The following is a 20,736-nucleotide window of genomic DNA, read 5'->3' as shown; positions in this document are numbered from 1 at the left end:
CCTGTTACTCGGTGATGGCGGCTTGCCAGGCGGCAAGCTCGTCAGCGTTGACGATGGTGGTGTAGGTGACAGCCGAGGCATCCTGGAATTCGGCGCGCGCCTCGGGGGTCAGTTCGGTGATGGTCACGCCCGCCGCTTCCAGCTGCGCATGCACGCCGGTCTGGGTGCTGAGCCATTCACGGTTCGCCTCGGTCGCCGCCGCAATCGCGCCGTCAACGGTGGTGCGCTCTTCGTCGGACAGGCCTTCGTACCAGTCTTCCGAGATGATCGCGCTGCGCATCGAGGTGATGATGTCGGCGGGGGTGTAATAGTGCAGGAACTCGGTGTGCCCGAAGAGCAGCGGCACAAAGGCCGGGTTCACATAGCCATCGGCCACGCCGGTCTGCAGCGCGTTGGGCACTTCGGCCCAGCTGACGATGGTGCCGGTGGTGCCCCATGCCTGAAACAGGTCAATCTGCGCCTGATCGAGCGCGCGCATGCGCAGGTCGGCCATATCGGCCATCGTGGCAATCGGGTGGCGGGTGTTGAAGAGGCCCGCCGCCGGTCCGACGGTCACGACGCTGGCAATGCGCACGCCTGCCGGCGTGATACCCTCATTGATGCGCGCCAGCATGCCGTTGTCATAGAGCGCGTGGTCGATCTGCTCGATGCCCGAGAAGAAATAGGGCAGGCGCAGCCCGTTGATCATCGTGTCAATCGACGATGCGATGCCCAGCGGGGCCATGGCCACCTCGACCAGCCCCTGCGTGACCTGATCAAAGACCTCGTCGTCACCGCCCAGAGCGCCGCGCTGGTATTCCTCGGCCTCCATGCCATGCTCATTGAGGTAGGTGGCGAAGGCATGCGCCCAGACATAGGTGCCCGAGCCGTCCAGATCGGCGGGGCTGTCGAGAGCGACCTTGATCTGCGCCTGAGCAGCGCCCGAGGCGGTGATGAGCGCGATCACGCTCGCGGCTTTCAGCAGGTGTTTCAGTGTCATTAGAGCCTCCATGTTGTTTTTTGTCGTGGTCTTGCGTGGTTCAGTTGCCCATCAATCCCATCATGCGCGGCAGGAAGAGGGTCAGGTCCGGCAGCCAGACCAGCAGGCCCAGCACCAGAATTTCAGCGGCGAGAAAGGGCAGCACCGCGCGTGCCAGCCGCCAGTAGTTCAGCCCCGTCACGGTCGAGACCACCAACAGGCAGCCGCCGAGCGGGGGAGAGATCAGGCCGATGGACAGATTGAAGCACAAAACAATGCCCAGATGAACCGGATCGGCCCCTTGTGCGATGGCCACCGGGGCCAGCAGCGGCACCAGCAGCGCCAGTGCTACGGGAATATCCAGCACCATCCCCGCCAGCAGGAAGATCACGTTCAGCAGGATCAGGTACTGCAGCGGGCCAAGGCCCAGCTCGGTCACGCTGGCGGCGATGGCTTCGGGCAGGCGTTCCAGTGCGCCCAGATAGCCCAGTGCGGACACCGCCGCGATCAACATGAAGATCGAGCCCGACAGCATCGCCGTGCGTTTCAGGGCTTCCCACAGGGTGGCGATCCCGAAGCGTTCGTAGAAGAACCCGGCCAGCGTGGCGGCGAAGACGGCGACAGCGGCGGCTTCGGTCGGGGTCATCCAGCCAAAGACGATGCCGCCGACGATGATCACCGGGATCGACAGGGCGGGCAGGGCGCGCAGCAGGGTGGGGAAGAAGGGGGGCAGTTCCGCGCGGCTCAGCCGCGGGTGACCGTCACGCCAGGCGAAAAACGCATTCAGCAGCATCAGCGCGCCGGCCAGCAACAGGCCGGGGACGATACCGGCGATAAACAGCGCGGTGACCGAAGTGCCCATGAGCGCGCCGTAGAAGATCATGATGATCGACGGCGGTACGATCGGCCCGATGATCGACGAGGCGGCGGTGATCGCGCCTGCATAGGGCAGCTTGTAGCCCTGCTCGGTCATAGCGGGCACCAGCGTGTTGGACACCGCCGCACTGTCGGCCACAGCCGAGCCCGAGATCCCCGCGAAAAACACCGACGTCAGCACGTTCACATGCCCCAGCCCGCCCGGCATCCGTCCGACAATCGCCATCGCCAGCCGGATCAGCACCCGCGTCACGCCGCCCCGGTTCATCACTTCCCCGGCCAGAATGAACAGCGGCATCGCCATGAGCGCGAAAACGTCGATCTTGGAGAAGATCTGCTGCGGCAGGATCGCCAGATAGCGCGTGTTGTCGGTGGCCCAGAAGGTCAGCACCGTCGCCCCGCCGATCACATAGGCAATGGCGAGGCCCGAGGCGAGCAACACGGCACCGATCAGGGGGATGATGTACATCATGCGGCAAGCGCCTTGCGAAGGGGAGAGAGGGCCTGAGCGGTCACGCCCTCGGCGGTGATGTCGTCGGGGATCGGCTGGCCCAACACCAGCGCGGCGGCGGTGCGCGCCAGCGCCGGGGCGCTCTGGATGCCATAGCCACCCTGACCTGCCAGCCAGAAGAAGCCCGGTGCGCTGGGCGCGAACCCGGCGACGGGGGCCTTGTCGGCGACGAACGAGCGCAGACCGGCCCATTTATGCTCGATCCGGCGGACGGGCAGGTCAAAGGCGGTCTGAATGCGGTCGATACAGATGGCGACGTCCAGCTCTTCGGGCTGCGCGTCGCAGGGGGGCGAGGGGGTCTCGTCCGCGGGCGAGAGCAGCAGTTTTCCGGCATCGGGGCGCAGGTAGAATTGCTCGGCGATGTCCACCGCCATCGGCCAGTGCTCGACAGCGCACCCGGCGGGCGGCGATACCAGCACGGCGGTGCGCCGCTTGGGCGTCAGGCCAATCGTGCCCGCACCCGCCATGCCGCCCAGCACATCAGCCCAGGCCCCGGCTGCGTTGATCACCATCTCGGCGCGGATCTCGCCTTGCGGTGTCTCGATCCGCCAACCCTGACCGTCACGCGACAGGCCCGTCACCTCGGCCTTCATCCGCGCCTCGCCCGTCGTGCCCAACTGGCGCAGGTAGTGGCGGTGCAGCGCTTCGACATCAATGTCGGCGCCGCTCTGGTCCAGCAGCACACCGCCCAGATAGTCGTCCTGAAGGATCGGCAACAGGGCCCGCGCGGCGTCGGGCGAGATCAGGCTGACCGACGTGCCCAGTTCGGCCTGCATCGCCTCCAGCTCGGCCTGTTGGTCGGGACGGGCCAGAAACAGCACGTCGCGCTGGCGCAGCAGCGGGTGCGGACGCTCAGGGGTAGGCGGCGCGTTGAACGCGGCAATCGAGGCGCGGGTCAGTGCGCGGATCACCGCCGGGCCATAGGTCGGCGCGAACAGCGCCGCCGAGCGTCCGGTGGTGTGATACCCGGGTTGGGATTCGCGTTCCAGAAGCAGAACATCCTGCCCCGCCAGCGCCAGTTCAGCCGCGACCGAAGCCCCCGCCATGCCGCCGCCAATCACCACGATTCCCCGCGTTTGTGCCGTCACCATTGTCCAACTTTCCTTGCTTTGGTCAGGACGCTAGCATGAATTTGCGTATAGGAAAGAGAAAATTTTCCGATACGAAAAATGATTTGCGCGGCGGCGGGAAGCGCTTATGATTGCGGCATGTCGACCCGTATCCAGTCAATCAGTCCCGACTCTCCTGACACCCAGCGTGCCGATTTCGGCCGTCGCCTGCACGCGCTTCGGCGCGACCGGGGGTGGACCTTGAGCGAGCTTTCCGAGCGCTCGGGGCTGGCCGTTTCCACCATTTCCAAGGCCGAACGCGGGCTGATGTCGCTGACCTATGACCGCATGCTGCAACTCGCGCGTGGCATCGGCGTCGATATGTCCGAGTTCTTCTCGGCCGAGGGCACCTCTTTTGCCAAAGGCAGTTTCGCCGTGGCCCCCAAGGGCACGTTCCAGCGGCAGGAAACGCCCAATTACGTCTATGAAATGCTGTTCCCCGAGATCCGCAACAAGGCGATGGTGCCGATGATGGGCTCGCTCAAAGCGCATGATCTGGTGGATTTCGAGGATTTCGTGCGCCATCCGGGGCAGGAATTCCTGCTGGTGCTGGAGGGCGCGGTGACGGTGTTTGCCGAGGGCAAGGCCCCGGTCACGCTCCGGCAGGGCGACAGTCTCTATTTCGACAGCGCGCGGGGGCATCTGTATGCCTCGGCAGGGGCCGTCGATGCGCGAATTCTGGTCGTGTGCACCGAGCTGAGCACCGACGCCGATGGTCAGGCCGTCGCGCGCTAAGCTGTGACTGGCACTGCGCGCGCGGGTCGGTTACCAAACCGGCATGCACCCGAACCGATCCCTTTTTACCTGTGTCGCGCTGCTGGGTCTGGCCCCCGTGGCCGCCGTGGCGCACCCGCACGAGTTCATCGACACCACGCTGACCCTGCGATTCGATGCGGGCGGGGATCTGGCGGCGGTGGGGTTTGTCTGGGCATGGGATGATTTCACCTCGATGCTGATTCTCGCCGATCAGGGGATGGACGGCGACGGTGACGGGGTGCTCAGCGACGCGGAAACGGCGGCGCTGACGGACCTCTATTCCCACTGGCCGCCGGAATTCGACGGCCATTTCTATCTGCACAAGGGCGCGGATACGGTGGCCTTGGCCGGGCCGCAAGGCGTTCAGGCGGCGTATCGCGACGGGCAACTGATCGTGTCGTTCGAGCGGGCTTTGGTTGCGCCGGTGGCCGCCGACAGCCTGACGCTGCAGGTCTACGATCCCAGCTATTACAGCTTTTACGCCCTGACCGGAGCGCCGGTGATCGAGGGGCGCAGCGATTGTCGGATCGCCACGCAGGCCCCCGACGTCGAGGCGGCGCAGCAGCTCTATGAGCAGGCGATGGGCAGTCTGACCGAGGCCGATCTGATGTCAGGCGCGAATGAACCGCAGGTCGGCGGCGCCTTTGCCGATACCGTGAGCATCACATGCGCCGCACAGCCCTGATTGCCCTGATCCTTGTCGCGGTTCTGGCCGTGGTTCTGGTTGCCTCGGGCGCGACCGACTGGCTGGCGGGCCGCGCGATTGTCTGGCAGCGCGAGGCACAGGATGCGTTGGCGGGTGCCCTGCGCGCCCTGCGGGCGGGCCAGCCGGGCGCGGTCACCGGCTTTCTGGCGTTGTGTTTCGCGCATGGGTTTTTGCACGCGGTCGGGCCGGGGCATGGCAAGGCGGTGATGGCGGCATACGGCGCGGCCTCGGGCGCGTCGTTGCGCTGGCTGGCTCTGATCGCGGCGCTGTCGAGCCTGTCGCAAGCGGCGGTGGCGGTGCTGGCGGTCTACGCCGGGGTCTGGCTGCTGGGCGGCGCGCGCGACCGGGTCGAGGGGCTGGCGGCGTTCATCGAGCCTGCCTCTTTCGCGGTGATCGGCCTGCTGGGGCTGATGCTGGTCTGGCGCGGGCTGCGGCGGCTGCGCGCGCCGGTGCACCCCCATCACCACCATCATGACGCGCATTGCGGCCATTCCCACGGCCCCGACCCTCAGGCGGTGCTGGCCGCGCAAAGCTGGCGCGAGGCGGCGGTGCTGATCGTCGGCATCGCACTCAGACCCTGCACCAGCGCGCTGTTCCTGCTGATCCTGACCTGGCGGCTGGATCTGGACGCTATGGGGATCATCGGCGCGTTCGTGATGGGGCTGGGCACGATGATGGTGACGCTGTTCGCGGCGCTGTCCTCGGCGCTGATGCGGCGCGGCGTTGTGCTGGCGCTGCCGCAGGGGCGCGGGATCGGGCAGGCACTGACCGTCTTCGAGCTCGCCATCGGCGCGGCGGTGGCGCTGCTGGCGGGACTGGCACTGCTGCGGTTGCTGTGACGCGAATCAGAGGGGTCTCGCCCGCGGCGCCAGGTGGCCAACGGGCGAGCAACACTTAGCGCAAGCCGAAAAAGCTCAGGATAAACAAGACAACGACGACAAGGCCGACGATATAAATGACTCGGTTCATAGCAGCCCTCTGCGATCTGACATTGGCCGTTGGTGACCAACAGGGGGCTATGTAGCGTGCGAACAGTGTTCGGCGACCGCGCAGCCAGGTTTTATTGATCCCGTCGGCGCTGATCAGCGCAGTCCGAGCATCCGGTGCAGTAGGACGACAAGCTGCTGCGCGTCCTCGGGCGTTAAGTTTTTGGCAAGACCTGCCTGATACGCCGGAGTCAGCGCGGCGGCTTGGGCAACCATCGCGCGGCCCTCGGGGGTCAGGTACAGACCAAAGGCGCGCCGGTCGTCGGACGACCGGATGCGTTCGAGCAACCCTTTGCGCTCGCTGCGCTTGGCCAGATCGCTGAAGGTGTTGGCGTCAAAGCCGACGGCCTCGGCCAGTTCTGTCTGGCTGGAGCCGGGCTTGCGGTTGATGGCAAACAGCAGCGCCAGCTGGCGTGAAGTAACTTCAAGGCCGGGATAGGCGGCGGGAAAGGCGGATTCGGCGGCAAAATGCGCCCGACGCAGCAGATGCGACAGAAGTTCATGAACTTCAAACGGAACGGGGATGCGCGCATCGCCGGGGGCGGGTTTGACAGGCGGGGCGGTCATTGGCGGGGCCGTCCTAAAATTACGCGGTTCTTACCGGGATAAGCGACACAAGGGCCTTGAACAATGGGCTGTCAGGATCGGTCAGATCCAGCGCGGCATCAAAATGATCGCGGTCCGGCAGTTCCATCAGCCTCGCGTTGCGCCAGACCTGCTGCAGCGCGCGGGACTGGGTGGCAAAGCCGCTGGGCTCATCGCTCCCCCAGGCGAGAATCGCGCGGCAGCCCTGCGCAAGCGGATAAGACAAAGGGCTGAGAGCGGCGATATCCGCCGGTGCCAGCCCCAGCCACGCCTGCACGAAACTGCGCGCGATGGGCGACAGATCAAACAGGCCGCTGATCGGCACGCCGCCGGCAAGGGCGTCTTCGGGCAGACCGAAATCCGCCTGCCAGCCGGCGACCATCAGCATCGCCGCCAGATGCCCGCCAGCCGAGCTGCCGGTGACGATCATGCGATTGCGGTCAATGCCAAGAGCCTGCGCATTGTGCCACAGATAGGCGAGCGCTGCGCGGCACTGGCGGGTGATCTCGACCAGCGAGGTGTCAGGGGCCAGCGCGTAGTCGAGCGTGGCAAAGCTGATGCCCGCGGGAACCAGTCCGAGGGCGGGAAAGCGCGACTCGGCCCGCGACAGGGCGCGCCAGTAACCGCCGTGGATATACACCACCAGCGGCGTGCCCGGGCCGGCCGGGAACAGGTCCAGACACTGGCCGCTGGCCGGATCATAGCACAGACCGGCCTGCACCGGCAGCGTTGCCAGTGCCCGATCCGAGGCGTCGCGATACGCCGCCATGCGCTGCGCGAATACGGTCGGGCCGACATACGCGACCGGGTTATAGGCGGCGTTCAGTGCGTCGCCATCAAGGCTGGCATCGAGGTTGGGCAGGGCCTTCATGCAAAGCTCAACCCCGGTTGCGACACCCGCGCGGCCCGCAGCATCGAGCCGACCTGTGCCGCCAGCATCTCGGTGCCCGAGACGCCGACGACCGGCTGAACCTTGCGCGACTGGTGCAGCGAGCCGTCCTTGCCCACCGCGCGGACCTCGGCGATGGCAACGGTGAGCGACGGGTCGGCGATCAGCACGGCGCGGCATCGGTCCAGCCCCACGGTGGCCAGCGCGCAGGTGGTCATCGTGTTGACGTTGCGGGGAAATTTCGCCGCAATGCCCCGGACCGGGCCGTCATAGACGACCGTTTGCGTGGTGATCCGGGTGGGGTCGATATCGGTGTCGGCGAAGTCGATATTGGCCGGGTTCTTGCGGAACGTGATGGTCACCTCCTGCCACATCTCGCGCACCTCGACGAGGTTATCGAGCCCGATCAGCGCCCCATGCGGGATGATGATCCGCCGACCTTGCGCCTTGGCTAGCGCGACCAGCCGCGCTTCGGTTGCGGCATCGGCGAAGGCGTTGACCGACAACGGCAGGTAATCCGCCGCGCGCAGGATGGCCTCGCCGTGGGTCACGCTGACGGCGGGGTGGGCGCATTCGACGACCAGATCGGGCTGGCGGCTTGCCAGCTCGTCCAGATCGTCCAGCGGCAGGTCGGCAGGCAGCCCGGCCAGCTTGGTCCTGTCACGGTTCCACACGAAAGCCAGCTCAAGGTTCCACTCGGGCGTGTCGCGGATCAGGCGGCACAGTTCGCGACCGATAAACCCGTAACCGGCTACCCCGATCCGGGTTTTCTGCGAGGGGGTCATACATCTTTCCTTAATATTGCGGGGGCAGACTTACAGCCCGGCCCCCGAGACTTTGCGACCAATCAGCACCGGCCAGCCGATGGTGAGCAGAACGAACAGGCCCGTGACCAGTTTCAGGTCCGACGGGTTCAGACCCAGCGCCAGCGCGAGCGAGGCAAGCTGGTAATAGACGACGGCCCCCACGACCGGAGCCGCGATCTGGCGCAGCAGGGTGCGGCGTCCGGTGATCGCCTCGCCGATGATGACCGAGGCGAGTCCGTTCACCAGCATGCCCACACCCATGCCGACATCGGCATAGCCCTGCGATTGCGCCATCAACGCTCCGGCCAGCGCGCTGATGCCTGAGGCGAGGCCGAGGCCCCCGGCGGTATAGAGCACCAGATTGACCCCCAGCGCCGGGGCCAGCTGCGGGTTCGCGCCGATACCGCGCAGGCCCAGCCCCATGTCGGTTTGCAAAACCCACCAGAGCGCCAGCACCAGCGCGACGGCCAGCGTGGCGGCGACGGTGATCTGCAACGGCAGGCTGCGCAGGATCTCGGGGCTGATCCAGTCGTAGAGTGTCTCGATGCCAAAGATCGGTGCGTTCGGGCGGCCCAGGATCCGCAGGTTGATGCTCCAAAGCATCGTTACGGTCAGGATACCGGCGAGCAGCGAATGGACCTTGAATTTCAGGTGGATCATCGCTGTGGTTGCCCCGGCAAGGAAGCCCGCGGCCACCGCGCAAGCTGTGGCGATGAGCGGGTGTGCCCCGGCGCTGAGCAGCGCGGCGGCGACGGCGGCACCCAGCGGGAAAACCCCCTCGGACGACAGGTCAGGGACCGAGAGGATGCGGAACGGGATCATGATCGCCAGCGCGATCAGCGCATAGGTCAGACCCTGCACCAGCGTGACGGGGACGAGGTTCCAAAAGAGGTGAAGAATATCCATGTGGTCCCTCTATGCGCGCAGCAATTGGTCGTCGCTGGCGCCAAAGCGCTGGACCAGCGCCTCGATGGTCAGGCCGGCCTTGGCCTGCGCATCCAGATCCAGCCGCACCTGACCCGCATTCAGCGCCAGTAGACGGTTCCCGGTGTCGAGGGCGTGCTGCATGTTGTGGGTGATCATCAGCGTGGTCAGCCCACCCTCGTCGACGATGCGGCGGGTCGCCTGCATGACCAGCTCGGCAGTGCCGGGGTCGAGCGCGGCGGTGTGCTCATCGAGCAGCAACAACCGGGGCTTTTGCATCGCGGCCATCAGCAGCGCCAGAACCTGCCGCTGCCCGCCCGATAGCTTGCCCGCCAGCACGCCCATCCGCGTTTCCAGCCCCAGTCCGAAGGGGGCAAGCAGATCAGCAAACCGCTGGCGGTTGCCGCGTCCCAGCGCCAGCCGGAACCCGCGCCGCAGGCCGCGCCGCTGTGCGAGGGCCAGGTTTTCCTCGATCGACAGGGCGGGGGCCGTGCCCAGCATCGGGTCCTGAAACACCCGGCCGATGAAACCCGCGCGGCGGTGGACGGGCAGGTCGGTGACGTCCTGCGCGCCAAACAACACGCGCCCGCTGTCAGGCTGCAACGCGCCCGAGATGGCGTTGAGCATGGTGCTCTTGCCCGCGCCATTCGAGCCGATGACGACGGCGAAATCGCCCTCATTCATGCGCAGGTTCAACCCATCCAGCGCGACCCTTTCATCCGGGGTGCCCGGATGAAAGGTCAGCCGCAGCGCGTCGAGGGTCAGGGCGGGGCGGGCGTCAGTCGACGACACAGTCGCACCCGGTCAGCGCCTCGGGCAGGGTCAGGCCAAGCGCGGTCATTTGACGCTGGCTGATGCGGATCAGGTGATCCTCAGGTGCCGGAACTGCGATGGCAATGGTGGCGGGGTCTTCACCGCCGAGGATGCGCGCGGCCAGTTCACCCGCGCGTTCGCCGATACGGTAGAAATCGACGGCAAAGGTCGCCAGCGCCAACGCATCGCCAACCGACTGGGTGTTCGAGCTGAACACCGGCATCGATATCCGCCCGGCCGCCGAAGCAATCGCCGGGCTGGCGGGTTGCAGCAGGCTGGAGGCCGGAACGAACAGCGCATCCACCCGTCCCTGCGCCGAGGTCACACGCTGCGGGATGTCATTGGCGTTATCAACGCCGATCAGCAGCACCTCGACGCCCTGCTCTGGCGCAAGGGTTTGCAGGCGGGTGGCAAAGGCGGTGTCGCTGTCATCGCCGGGGTTGTAGAGCACGCCCAGCCGGGTCATGCCGGGCACCAGTGATTGCATGAAGGCGACCGTCGCCGCCAGATCGGGGATGTTGGACACGCCGGTCAGCAGAGGGGCACCCGCGTCCCAGGAGTCGACCAGCCCCGCCTGAACCGGGTCGGTGACGGGTGCAAAGACGATGGGAAAATCGCGGTTGGCAAGGATCTGGCGCGCCGATTGCGCCATCGGCGTGGTGATCGTCAGCATCAGATCCGGGTCGGCAGCGGCCAGACGGTTCAGGAACTGCGGTACCAGCGACCGGTCGAAGTTGACGTTGCCCTCGTCATAAACCGGCGCATAGCCTGCAGCGTCGAGCGAGGCTTTGAACCCGTCCGAGACCTGCTGAAGCGATGGATGCGGCCCGAACAAGGCGATGGCGATGCGTGGTGCGGTTGTCTGGGCCAGAACCGGCGTTGTCAGCGCGGCGGCGACGGCCAGCCCGGTGACCACCGTGCGAAGTTTAGCGAACATGGCGTTCTCCCTGCGATGTTGTTTTTATACTACGTGCTCGTAGTAAATTGCGGGGCAGGGCGTTTTGTCAACAACGAAGGCGGCAGGGGCTGGCGGAAGCAGGGCAATTTGCCCCGGCTACCGCGTGCCTGCCTAAAACTTGGACATCCGGTGAAGGGGCTCAGCCCTGAAGGCGCAACAACAGCGCAACCCCGGCCCAGGCGCAGAACCCGGTCAGCATCGTGCCCCACAGCGTGTCGGTGGCGACCATCGCCCATGACCAGTCTTTCATGATCGACATCGAGGTGAACTCGTACGTGCCATAGGCCATCGCGCCGATTACCGCACCTTGCAGCAGTGCGCGCAGGGGGTCGGCATCGCGCAGGGCAGGGGCCGAGACGAGGAACACCAGACCTGCCACATAGGCCAGATAGAACAGCCCCGCCGGTGCCAGCATCGGGCTGTCGCGCATCGTCGCGCCCAGATGGCGGACAAACAGCGGTTTCATCACCAACGTTAGCATCAGCGCGTCGATGGCAAGAAACAGGAGGGCGGTGATGGCGTAGAGGATCATGGCGGGCTCCGGGATTGGGTGCGCGGGCACAGGTAGCGCGGTGTTTCGCCAAGGCGAGGGGGCCTTGACCATTGCATAACCCGGCCTCGGGCGGCATCACTGTCGTCTTGCAACAGGTGAGCCGGTCTGTGTCTGCCCTGAAGATCTCAAATTCCGACGCCAGAGCCCTGTGGCTTCGCGCGCATGGTCTGACCGCGCCACCGGCAGGGGCGTGTGATACGCTGGGGCTGATCCGCGCGCTGGGGTTTGTCCAGCTGGACACCATCCAGATCGTGTCGCGCGCGCATCACCATATCCTGTGGAGCCGCAACCCGCGCTATCGCGAGCCATTGCTCGACGGGTTGCTTGCCAAAGACCGGCAGGTGTTCGAGCATTTCACCCATGATGCCTCGGTCCTGCCGATGGAATTTCTGCCGCTGTGGCAACGCCAGTTCCGGCGGATGAAGGCCAAGGTCGAGCGTTCGTCGTGGTATGGCGGCGCGTTGGAGCCTGAGCTTCTGGCGCTGGTCAAGCGGCGCATTGCGGATGAAGGCCCGCTGTCGACGCGCGATTTCGACACCAAGCTGGAGGGGCCCAAGGAGATGTGGCGCCGCCCGCCGCATAAAAAGGTGCTGGATTACCTGTGGTATGCGGGCGAACTGGCGACCTCGCACCGGGACGGGTTCATCAAATATTATGATCTGGCTGACAGGGTGTTTCCAGCAGAGCTGAGAAACGCGCAGCTGTCCGATAAGGCGCAGATCGACGGGCTGTGCCGCGCGGCACTGGACCGCATCGGCTTTGGGACGCTGGGCGAGATCCGCAAATTCTGGGACGCAACCGATCCAGCAGAGGTTGCAGCCTGGGCAGAGCGGGACAGCACCGCGCTGATCCCGGTTGAGGTTCAGGGTGCCGATGGCAGCTGGACCAAGGCCTGGGGCTGCGCGGATATTGAGGAACGGCTGACGGCGCTTTCGGCTCCGGGCGGGCGGCTGCGCATTCTCAGTCCGTTCGACCCGGCGATCCGGGACCGCGCACGGCTGAAACGCCTGTTCGGGTTCGACTATACGGTTGAGCTGTTTTTGCCGGCGGCCAAGCGGCAATGGGGCTATTACGTGTACCCGGTGCTTGAGGGCAGTCGCTTTGTCGGCCGGATCGAGGCCAAGGCGGACCGCGCGGCGGGGGTGTTGAGCGTGCTCAAACGCTGGGACGAACCGGGTGTCCGGGCATCGAGGGCGCGCGCCGAAAAGCTCGAGGCCGAGCTTGCGCGCTTTGCCCGGCTGGCAGGGGTTGGGCAGGTCGTCTGGGAGTGCCCGCGCTAACCCGGCTCATCGGCGCAGGCGGTTCACTTGTTTGCGGTGCAGGCTGGGGCTGACCCCGGTTTCGGCGCGGAACGCTCGGGTAAAGGCGGCGGCGTCCGAATAGCCCAGCTTTTGCGCGATATCGAGGATGGAGAACTCGGTATCCTCAAGTTGCCGCATCGCAACCGCGATTTTCTTGGCGCGCAAGAGTTCACGAAAGCTCACCCCTTCGGCACTCAGCTTGCGGCGCAATGTGTGCTCCGTCGTGCCCAGCCTGAACGCGACATCGGCCACCGTCACCGGGTCCGCGCCGACGGTTTTGGCCAGAACCGCGTCGACCTGATCGGTGACGCGGCTGGGCCGGTCCTTGGTGGGGCGGATCATCGTCAGATAATGGCGCAGCAGGCTGGCGAGCCTCGGGTCATGCCGCCGCGCCTTCAACGTCAGATCCTGCGGGCGCATGATAAGTGAATTTCTCGCTTGCTCGAAATACACCGGGCATCCGAAATGGCGCTCATAGCTTGATAGCGGGGCAAGCCGTGCATGCTCGAATGTCAGCTCGACCGGCGCATAGGGCGTGCCCAGAAACAGGCAGATCAACTGGTGCATATAAGCCAGCGAGAACTCGGCATCCTGACGCCGTGAGGTCAGGGTCTGATCGACGATGAAATAGCTCATCATCGGGGTGGGGGCGCGGATAAAATCCAGAAAAGTCGCGCCCTGAATGGCGAACACCGTGCGCACGAATTCGTCGATGGCGGTGCCCAGATCCGGAGCGCCCAGAAACAGGTAGCCCGGTGCGCCGGCCAGATCCGGCCCCATCCGGCGCGACAGTTTCAGACCGAGCGTGGGCTGGCGCTGGTGGTCGGCGAGGCTCTCGAAAATCTCCAGATAGGCGGCAAGCGGGATCGCCCCGTCTTCACCGTCGATGTCGGCATCGCTGAGCCCGTAGCCGCCCAGCAACCCGAGGCGCACCGCATCGGTGAGGGCGCATTCGTCGAAGATCTGGCGCAGCACGGTGCCGCGGATTTCGGCGCGGGGCCGGGCGGTTTCAGGGCGCATGCGGGTATGGCTGTTCAAAAATGTATGTTTTCTGTTCGAAACTATCAGGAAGGCGCGGACGCGCGGTGTCAAGCTTTGTGAAAATCAAAACCCGGCTACGGGCAAACAGGGACACTGCAGCATGACGAAAGACCGCTTTTTCACCGTTGCCATCGTCGATACGAACGGGCTTTTGCGCGGGCAGAAGTTCCGCGGCGCCGATCTGCCGGGCGTGTTGGCGCATGGCATCGGCATGTCGCCGGTGCAGCTGGCGCTGGATCCGACGGATGACATCATGGCGATGCCCGGCGTGACCGACGACAGCGCCGATTTCCACGACAGCGAGCTGGCGGTCGATGCGGCCAGCCTGCGGCACATCCCCTTCGAGCGGGATGAGGATTCGGCGTTGTATCTGGCCGAGTTCACCGGCGAGGCCGCCGGGCTCTGCCCGCGCAGCCTGCTGCGCCGGGTTCTGGCGCGGGCCAAGGCGATGGGGCTGTCCACCAAGGCCGGGATCGAGCTGGAATTTACCCTGTTTGACGAAACGCCGCGCAGCCTGAAGGCCAAGGGCTATGAGGAACTGCTCACCGCCACGGCGCATCCCAGCCACGATCTGATCATCTATCAGGCCGCGCAATCCGCCTTCTACGCCGGGGTTGCCGATTTCTGCGAACCGCTGAAAATCAGCCTGCAGAAGATGCACGAAGAGATCGGCGGCGGCTTCATGGAGGCCTGCATTGGCGCGATCCCGGCGCTGGAGGCTGCGGATGAAGCCGTCTTGCTGCGCAACTTCCTGCGCGTGTTTGCCATGCGGCAGGACCAGACCGTGTGTTTCATGCCCCGCTGGTCCGAGGATGTGGACAGCCAGTCCTCGCATATCCATATTTCACTGCTTGATGAGGCGGGCCAGTCCCTGTTCTGGGACGCCGATGCGCCGGATCATCTGTCGCCCGCGTTCCGCTATTTTCTGGGCGGGCTGCAGGAATATCTGCCCGGCCTGATGCTGCTCTTTGCCCCGACCGTGAACAGCTGGCGGCGCTTTGCCGAGGGCACTTTTGCGCCGCCCGCGTTCTCGTGGGGGATCGAAAACCGCACGACCGCGTTCCGCGTTGTCGGGGCGCGGCCCTCGACTCTCAGGGTCGAGAACCGTCTGCCCTGCGCCGATGCCAACCCGCATCTGGCAATGGCGGCCACGCTGGCTGCCGGTCTGGCGGGGATCGCGGGCAAGGTCGAGCCGACCGCGCCGACCATGGGCAACGGCTATGTGCCCGGCGTGGCCAAGGGGCAGGCATTGCCCGACGGGATGGCGGCGGCGATCGATGCGCTGGAGGGGTCGGCGCTGGCCTCCGACTGGCTGGGTGAGCGGTTCGTGCGCGCCTATTGCGCCACCCGTCGCGATCAGCTGGCCAAACTCGCGGGCAAGTCCCTGATCGACGAACGCCGCCGCTTTTTCGAGTTGGGGTGAGCCATGCGTTTAGGATTGATTGAATGCGGGACGCAAAGGCCGGATTGGTCAGATTTCGGCGCGTTCGGCGCGTGGTTTCCGCCCTTGCTGCATCTGGCCGGTGCAGCGCCCGAGTATCGCGTCTGGAACGCGGTTGAGGGGCAGCTTCCCACCGATCCGGCGGCCTGTGACGCCTATCTGCTCACCGGCAGCCCGGCCTCGGCCTATGACGACGCGCCGTGGCAGCAGGCATTGACCGGGTTTCTGCGGCAGGTTGCCGGGCAGGTGCCTCTTATCGGTATCTGCTACGGCCACCAGCATTTGCACCATGTTCTGGGCGGGCAGGTGACCGAGGGGGCGGCCTGGGGTGTCGGGATTCATCATTACGACGTCACGGCGCTGCCCGTCTGGCTGCCCGATGCTGTGGCGAGCGACAGCGCGCAAGGCTTTGACCTGATTGCCTTGCACAAGGATCAGGTCACCCGCCTTGCCCCCGACACGCAGGTTCTGGCGCAAAGCCCGTTCTGCCCGGCGGCGGTGACGCAGATCGGCGATACGATCCTGACCTTTCAGGCGCATCCCGAGATGGACCCGGCTTTTGCCGCCACCGTTTACGCCTATGAGCGCGACCGCATCGGCGCGGCCCAGACCGACGCTGCCACCGCCAGCCTGACCCAGCTGCGCAATCCCGCTTTGGCGGCGCGCTGGATCATGGCCTTTCTGACCCACACCCTCGCCAAAAGCGGAGCCTCGCAATGACCCTCTCGACCGTACGCCCCACCACGCAGGTTGATCTGTCCAACGCGGGCAACTGGCAGACCGGCGTCCCGCGCGCCGAGTTCGCCCGCCTGCGCCGCGAAGCGCCGGTGGCATGGAACCCGCGCAACGACGGGCACAAGGGGTTCTGGGCCGTCACCCGCTACGACGACATCGTGCTGGTGTCGAAAGACACCGAAACCTATTCGTCGCGCAACGGCGTGATCTCGCTTGATGATTTCGACGATGCGCAGAATGATGCGCGGCGGACGCTGTTGGAAATGGACCCGCCGCAGCATGGCAAGATGCGCCTGCTGACCATGCCGGGCTTTACCCGGCGCGGGGTTGGCGGGCTGGAAGAGGATGTGCGCGCGCGCATCGGGGCCTTGCTCGACCGGCTGGTCGGGGCGGGCAGCTTTGAGGCGGTGACGACGCTGACCAAAGAGGTGCCGATCCTGACCTTGTGCTCACTGCTGGGCATCCCGGCCGAGCGCAAGGACGACCTGATCCGCTGGTCCGATCTGCTGATCGGCTCGGATGATCCCGATTTTATTGACCCGATCTTTGAGCGCTATTCGGCCGAGGAACGGCGGATGCTGCCCTTTGGGCACCCGGCCTCGCTTCTGGCGTTCGAGATGGGCCGGGAACTGGCCGCCGACCGCCGCGCCAACCCGCGTGAGGATGTGATCACCATGCTGGTGCAGGCGCAGGTCGATGGCAAGCCGATCAGCGAAGATGATTATCTCAATTATTTCCTGATGTTGGTTGTCGCCGGGAACGAGACGACGCGCCACACCATGTCCCACAGCCTGAACGCGCTGGCGCAGAACCCGGGGGAATGGGCGCGTTTTCGTGAAGGCGGGATCAAGAGCCAGACGGCAACGGATGAATGCGTCCGCTGGGCGACGCCGGTGCATTTCGTGCGCCGGATCACCACGCGGGCGACCGAGCTGGGCGGCGTTCAGATCGACAAGGGCGAGAAGGTCGCGATGTATTATGCCTCGGGCAACCGGGATGAGGCGTATTTCGACGCGCCCGATGAGTTCCGTCTGGACCGCAGCCCCAATCCGCACATGGCCTTTGGCAAAGGCGGGCCGCATTTCTGTCTGGGCAATTACGTGGCGCAATTGCAGGTGCGGGTGCTGCTTGAGGAAATGGCCAAGCGGGTGGCGACGATCCGCACCCAGTCGGGGCCGAACCTGTTGCGCAGCAACCATGTGCATGGCGTCAAATCGCTGGATCTTGAGCTGACGGCGCTGTGAAGGCTGCGGTTTTCCTTGGCGACTCTCGGTTCTCTTGCAGGCGACAGCGCGGCCGGTGAGCGGGTGTTACCTGCGACGCTGAGGGGTGCCAAACCACCGATTGCCGCGGCGCGGGTGCTCACCATCGCGCTACCGGTTGCGTGTAGGGGCTACACGACGAACCGTTGATGGTGTATACAACCCCTGAGACCCGCCCGAGTGGCGGCTCAAGGGGGGAGAGATGACGATACGACCTGACGTGCCGAGCGCACTGTCGGCACCCTTGTCACAAGCGCTGCGCAGATTGCGCGTTCTTGCTTTGGTGCGTACTCGCAGCGAAAAGCCGACTTTACGGTGTGTTATCAGAAGGATGTCACGTCTCCTTACCCTAGGCGGCGTGCCGATCGGGTGGTGTGTTTCCACCCTTGGCTGCACCCGATTCCCTGACATTGCTGACGTTTCTCTGCCCGCATGGCGTGAGGCATTTCGCATACAGCGTCTGGTTCGGCCCATAGAGCAAGAATCATGTATACAATGACGCCAAGTAATCGCAGTCTCACTGATATTGGGCATCACGCCCCTTTGTATGCGTTGCCCCCTGCTTTTCGTCACGACCGCTGACCCTTCGAGGAACAAGATACGATGCCCAACTATGTCGTTTGCAAGCTGACCGATATTCCACAAGGCGAGGCGCGCAGGTTCTCGGCAGGTAAACGCGATGTGGCGATTTTCAACGTGCAGGGCACCCTGCACGCCATCGCCGACCGCTGTCCGCATGAGGGGGCGAGCCTGTGCAAGGGCAAGATCACCGGGCTGGTCGATTCGGATGGTCCCGGCGACTACCGCATGGAACGGCGCGGTGAGCTGGTGCGTTGCCCTTGGCATGGCTGGGAGTTCGATATCCTGACCGGAAAGTCCTATTGCGACCCCAACCGTCTCAAGGTGCGCAGCTATGACGTCAAGGTCAGCCCCGGTTCGGATCTGGCCGAGGGGCCTTACCAGATCGAAGTCTACGATGTGTCCGTGCAGGACGAATACGTGATCGTGACGCTGTGAGCGGCCACGCGAAAGGAGATGTTTGAATGAGCGACACCCTGACCAAGCCCCGCGCGATCACCACGGCAGGCGCCATCGACACTGATGTGCATCCGCCGCTGCCGCGTCAGGCCGATCTGCTGCCCTATGTCGACGACTACTGGAAAGAGACCTTTCAGTCGCGCGACATCGACGTGCTCGAACTGATGAGCGCGCCCGAACGCACCAAGCCCTACCGCCGCCCCGATTGGGTGGGCGAGGGGGACGCGCTGGTGGCGATGCAGAAGAACCTGCTCGACCCGCTGGAACTGGGCCATGCGATCCTGAACGTGGTCTCAGGGGCGCATGCGCTCTTTGACCCGTATCTGGCGCAGGCCGTGTGCCGGGCGACGAATGACTGGCTGGCCGATACCTGGCTTGATCGCGACAGCCGTTTGCGCGGCTCGATGCTGGTGCCGTTCCAGAACGTCCCCGCCGCCGTGGCCGAGATCGAGCGGCTGGCATCCGACAAGCGCTTCGTCCAGATCCTGACGCTGGCGGCGGGCGAGCTGCCCTTGGGCCGCCAAACCTACTGGCCGATTTTCGAAGCGGCCGAGAAGCACGGCCTGCCCATCGGCATCCACGCCGGCAGCATGCTGCGCCATGCGCCCAGCCACTCGGGCTATCATTCCTTTCTGATCGAAGATCACATTGCGATGACGCAGGGCTTTGCCACGCAGATCGCCAGCATGATCGCCGAAGGGGTGTTTGCGAAATATCCCGACCTCAAAGTCGTCGCCATCGAATCCGGTGTGTCGTGGATCCCGCCTTTGATGTGGCGCATGTCAAAAGACTGGCGCGGTACGCGGATCGAGGTGCCATGGGTCAAGGACAGCCCCGCCGCGCTGATCCGCCGTCATGTGCGCGTAACCTCGCAACCTTTTGACGGCCCCGAAGATCCCGCCGAGGTAGAAAAGATGCTCTCGCATCTGCTCTCGGATGATATGCTGCTGTTCTCCAGCGATTACCCCCACTGGCACTATGAGGGGCTCGACGTGTTGCCCCACGGCGTGCCGGACGCGCTCCTGCAAAAGGCCATGCGCAGCAATGCGCTGGCCACGTACCCCCGTCTTGGAGGCTGACATGGAAGCAACTGAACTCGACCGCGAAACCACGGCCCCCAAGCGTCTGGGCGTCGTGGATTGTGACATCCACCCGGCCTTTTCCAACCCGCAGGAACTGGGCAGCTACCTGCCGCAGCGCTGGCGTGATCACATCCGCGACTATGCGCTGCGCACGCCGAACCCGTTTCTGGGCGCGATGATCTATCCGCGGATGACCCCCGGCAACGGCATGCGCCGCGACAGCTGGCCGCCCAACGGAGGGCCGCCCGCCTCGGATCTGGCGTTCCTGCGTGAGCAGTTGCTGGATCAGTGCAACATCGACCACGGCGTTTTGCAGCCGCTGGCCGCTGGCGCTGTTACCAACAATCAGGATCTGGGTGCGGCGCTGTGCATCGGCATCAACGACTGGCAGATCGACAAATTCGCCGGACCCGAGCCGCGCCTGCGCGCCTCGATCTGTGTGGCGCAAGAGGATGCGGCGGAATCGGTGGCCGAGATTGACCGCCGCGCGCATGACCGGCGCTTTGTGCAGATCTCGATCCCGCCGCGCACCATCGAGCCGATTGGTCGTCGCCGCTATTGGCCGATCTTCGAGGCTGCCGAGCATTACGGCCTGCCCATCGGCCTGCACACCGGAGCTTTCGGACAGCGACCGAACACGCCGTCGGGCTGGTCGTCGTTCTATCTGGAAGAGCATTACGCCGCCTCGAACAGCCTGCAAACGGTCATCGTGTCGATGATCATGGAGGGCGTATTCGAGCGCTTTCCCAAGCTGAAGATCGTCGTCGTCGAGGGAGGCTTTTCGTGGGTGCCCTCGCTGGCCTGGCGGATGGACCGCGAGTGGAAGCGGATGGGTGCCGAGGTGCCGCAAGTCAAACGCAAACCCAGCGAGTATCTGCGCGATCACTTCTGGTTCACCACGCAGCCGATCGAAGAGCCCGAAGAGAATCGCCATCTCGACGATATCGTGCGGTGGATCGGGGCGGACCGGTTGATGTTCTCGACCGATTATCCGCATTGGGATTTCGACGATCCACGCTTTGCTTTCCGCACGCCGCTGGACCCGGCGGACCGGGCAAAGATCTTTCGCGATAACGCAATGCAGCTGTTCCGATTGGACCAGTAATCAGCGCCGGGCAGGGCCCGGCGTGATCAAAATGTATACAGGTGCCGTGGAAACGGGCACGCCACAGCCGCTCGCCGGGATGGGGAGCGGCCTGTGGGTGTTTGAGCCTGCGTAGGCTTCGGTTGGCGCGGATCTGCCGATTTATTAATAAATATAAGCATTTACGCGGCGTTCTAGTAGCGACAACGGCTATTTTCACTGTCAGCACAGTCGCTTCCCTGCTTCGTTTAATTATCAACGCCAAAGGTGCAATAAAGATATTGCTTAGGGGTGTTGGCTGTGTTTGCATACACGTGGAGAG

21 protein-coding genes are annotated in these 20,736 nt (G+C 64.9%); 10 read left to right on the top strand and 11 right to left on the bottom strand.

Features of this window, described 5'->3' with window-relative positions; genetic code table 11:
* Positions 1-4: 4 nt before the first annotated feature.
* Genes EAE28_RS00975 through EAE28_RS00965 form a run of 3 tightly spaced genes read right to left on the bottom strand, consistent with a single transcriptional unit; the run spans position 5 to position 3,436 of the window.
* Positions 5-979, bottom strand: coding sequence for a TRAP transporter substrate-binding protein (locus EAE28_RS00975; protein WP_127103950.1), 975 nt, complete (start codon positions 977-979; stop codon positions 5-7).
* A gap of 40 nt (positions 980-1,019) precedes the next feature.
* Positions 1,020-2,306, bottom strand: coding sequence for a TRAP transporter large permease (locus EAE28_RS00970; RefSeq protein WP_127103949.1), 1,287 nt, complete (start codon positions 2,304-2,306; stop codon positions 1,020-1,022).
* Positions 2,303-3,436, bottom strand: a complete 1,134-nt coding sequence (locus EAE28_RS00965; RefSeq protein WP_127103948.1) for an NAD(P)/FAD-dependent oxidoreductase — start codon at positions 3,434-3,436, stop codon at positions 2,303-2,305. The genes EAE28_RS00970 and EAE28_RS00965 overlap by 4 nt, the downstream gene beginning before the upstream one ends.
* 117 nt (positions 3,437-3,553) lie before the next feature.
* Here EAE28_RS00965 and EAE28_RS00960 point away from each other — a divergent pair, with 117 nt between their 5' ends.
* Genes EAE28_RS00960 through EAE28_RS00950 form a run of 3 tightly spaced genes read left to right on the top strand, consistent with a single transcriptional unit; the run spans position 3,554 to position 5,755 of the window.
* Positions 3,554-4,189, top strand: coding sequence for a helix-turn-helix domain-containing protein (locus tag EAE28_RS00960; RefSeq protein ID WP_127103947.1), 636 nt, complete (start codon positions 3,554-3,556; stop codon positions 4,187-4,189).
* Between the two features lie 43 nt (positions 4,190-4,232).
* Entirely contained in the window at positions 4,233-4,895 is a 663-nt protein-coding gene (locus tag EAE28_RS00955) for a DUF1007 family protein (protein WP_127103946.1), read from the top strand.
* Positions 4,877-5,755: a nickel/cobalt transporter gene (locus EAE28_RS00950; RefSeq protein WP_164736509.1), complete on the top strand. Its 879-nt coding sequence runs from the start codon at positions 4,877-4,879 to the stop codon at positions 5,753-5,755. Before EAE28_RS00955 ends, EAE28_RS00950 begins: the two co-directional genes overlap by 19 nt.
* 243 nt (positions 5,756-5,998) lie before the next feature.
* Here the strand turns inward: EAE28_RS00950 and EAE28_RS00940 are convergent, their stop codons facing one another.
* The 7 genes from EAE28_RS00940 to EAE28_RS00910 form a co-directional block, all read right to left on the bottom strand.
* Positions 5,999-6,469, bottom strand: coding sequence for a MarR family winged helix-turn-helix transcriptional regulator (locus tag EAE28_RS00940; RefSeq protein ID WP_127103944.1), 471 nt, complete (start codon positions 6,467-6,469; stop codon positions 5,999-6,001).
* Positions 6,470-6,488: 19 nt separating this feature from the next.
* Positions 6,489-7,358: an alpha/beta hydrolase gene (locus tag EAE28_RS00935; RefSeq protein WP_127103943.1), complete on the bottom strand. Its 870-nt coding sequence runs from the start codon at positions 7,356-7,358 to the stop codon at positions 6,489-6,491.
* Positions 7,355-8,161: an aspartate dehydrogenase domain-containing protein gene (locus tag EAE28_RS00930; RefSeq protein WP_127103942.1), complete on the bottom strand. Its 807-nt coding sequence runs from the start codon at positions 8,159-8,161 to the stop codon at positions 7,355-7,357. Before EAE28_RS00930 ends, EAE28_RS00935 begins: the two co-directional genes overlap by 4 nt.
* A 30-nt stretch (positions 8,162-8,191) precedes the next feature.
* Positions 8,192-9,088, bottom strand: a complete 897-nt coding sequence (locus EAE28_RS00925) for an ABC transporter permease (RefSeq protein WP_127103941.1) — start codon at positions 9,086-9,088, stop codon at positions 8,192-8,194.
* Between the two features lie 9 nt (positions 9,089-9,097).
* Positions 9,098-9,898, bottom strand: a complete 801-nt coding sequence (locus EAE28_RS00920; protein ID WP_220443869.1) for an ABC transporter ATP-binding protein — start codon at positions 9,896-9,898, stop codon at positions 9,098-9,100.
* The gene (locus EAE28_RS00915; protein WP_127103940.1) at positions 9,885-10,856 is read right to left on the bottom strand and encodes an ABC transporter substrate-binding protein; all 972 of its coding nucleotides are present in this window, start codon (positions 10,854-10,856) and stop codon (positions 9,885-9,887) included. The genes EAE28_RS00920 and EAE28_RS00915 overlap by 14 nt, the downstream gene beginning before the upstream one ends.
* Before the next feature lie 160 nt (positions 10,857-11,016).
* Positions 11,017-11,409 carry a DUF2177 family protein gene (locus tag EAE28_RS00910; RefSeq protein ID WP_127103939.1) on the bottom strand — a complete coding sequence of 131 codons (393 nt, stop codon included), beginning with the start codon at positions 11,407-11,409 and terminating at the stop codon, positions 11,017-11,019.
* A gap of 128 nt (positions 11,410-11,537) precedes the next feature.
* Between EAE28_RS00910 and EAE28_RS00905 the strand changes: the two genes are divergently transcribed.
* Positions 11,538-12,710, top strand: a complete 1,173-nt coding sequence (locus EAE28_RS00905; RefSeq protein WP_127103938.1) for a winged helix-turn-helix domain-containing protein — start codon at positions 11,538-11,540, stop codon at positions 12,708-12,710.
* A 6-nt stretch (positions 12,711-12,716) separates the two neighbouring features.
* On the opposite strand, the gene EAE28_RS00900 is transcribed toward EAE28_RS00905, so the two are convergent.
* Complete coding sequence (locus tag EAE28_RS00900; protein ID WP_164736508.1) at positions 12,717-13,769, bottom strand: AraC family transcriptional regulator; 1,053 nt, start codon at positions 13,767-13,769, stop codon at positions 12,717-12,719.
* A 103-nt stretch (positions 13,770-13,872) separates the two neighbouring features.
* Between EAE28_RS00900 and EAE28_RS00895 the strand changes: the two genes are divergently transcribed.
* From EAE28_RS00895 to EAE28_RS00870, 6 genes are all read left to right on the top strand, one after another.
* Complete coding sequence (locus EAE28_RS00895) at positions 13,873-15,195, top strand: type I glutamate--ammonia ligase (protein ID WP_127103936.1); 1,323 nt, start codon at positions 13,873-13,875, stop codon at positions 15,193-15,195.
* A gap of 3 nt (positions 15,196-15,198) precedes the next feature.
* The gene (locus tag EAE28_RS00890; protein WP_127103935.1) at positions 15,199-15,933 is read left to right on the top strand and encodes a glutamine amidotransferase-related protein; all 735 of its coding nucleotides are present in this window, start codon (positions 15,199-15,201) and stop codon (positions 15,931-15,933) included.
* Complete coding sequence (locus tag EAE28_RS00885; RefSeq protein ID WP_127103934.1) at positions 15,930-17,192, top strand: cytochrome P450; 1,263 nt, start codon at positions 15,930-15,932, stop codon at positions 17,190-17,192. Before EAE28_RS00890 ends, EAE28_RS00885 begins: the two co-directional genes overlap by 4 nt.
* Before the next feature lie 621 nt (positions 17,193-17,813).
* Positions 17,814-18,227: a Rieske (2Fe-2S) protein gene (locus EAE28_RS00880; RefSeq protein ID WP_127103933.1), complete on the top strand. Its 414-nt coding sequence runs from the start codon at positions 17,814-17,816 to the stop codon at positions 18,225-18,227.
* A 26-nt stretch (positions 18,228-18,253) separates the two neighbouring features.
* A complete protein-coding gene (locus EAE28_RS00875; protein ID WP_127103932.1) occupies positions 18,254-19,327 on the top strand; it encodes an amidohydrolase family protein in 1,074 nt (357 codons plus the stop codon).
* 1 nt (position 19,328) lies between these two features.
* Entirely contained in the window at positions 19,329-20,435 is a 1,107-nt protein-coding gene (locus tag EAE28_RS00870; RefSeq protein ID WP_127103931.1) for an amidohydrolase family protein, read from the top strand.
* Positions 20,436-20,736: the final 301 nt, after the last annotated feature.

Source organism: Pararhodobacter zhoushanensis, from assembly GCF_003990445.1.
Classification (GTDB): domain Bacteria; phylum Pseudomonadota; class Alphaproteobacteria; order Rhodobacterales; family Rhodobacteraceae; genus Pararhodobacter; species Pararhodobacter zhoushanensis.
This window is presented reverse-complemented; position numbering and strand designations above follow the sequence as displayed.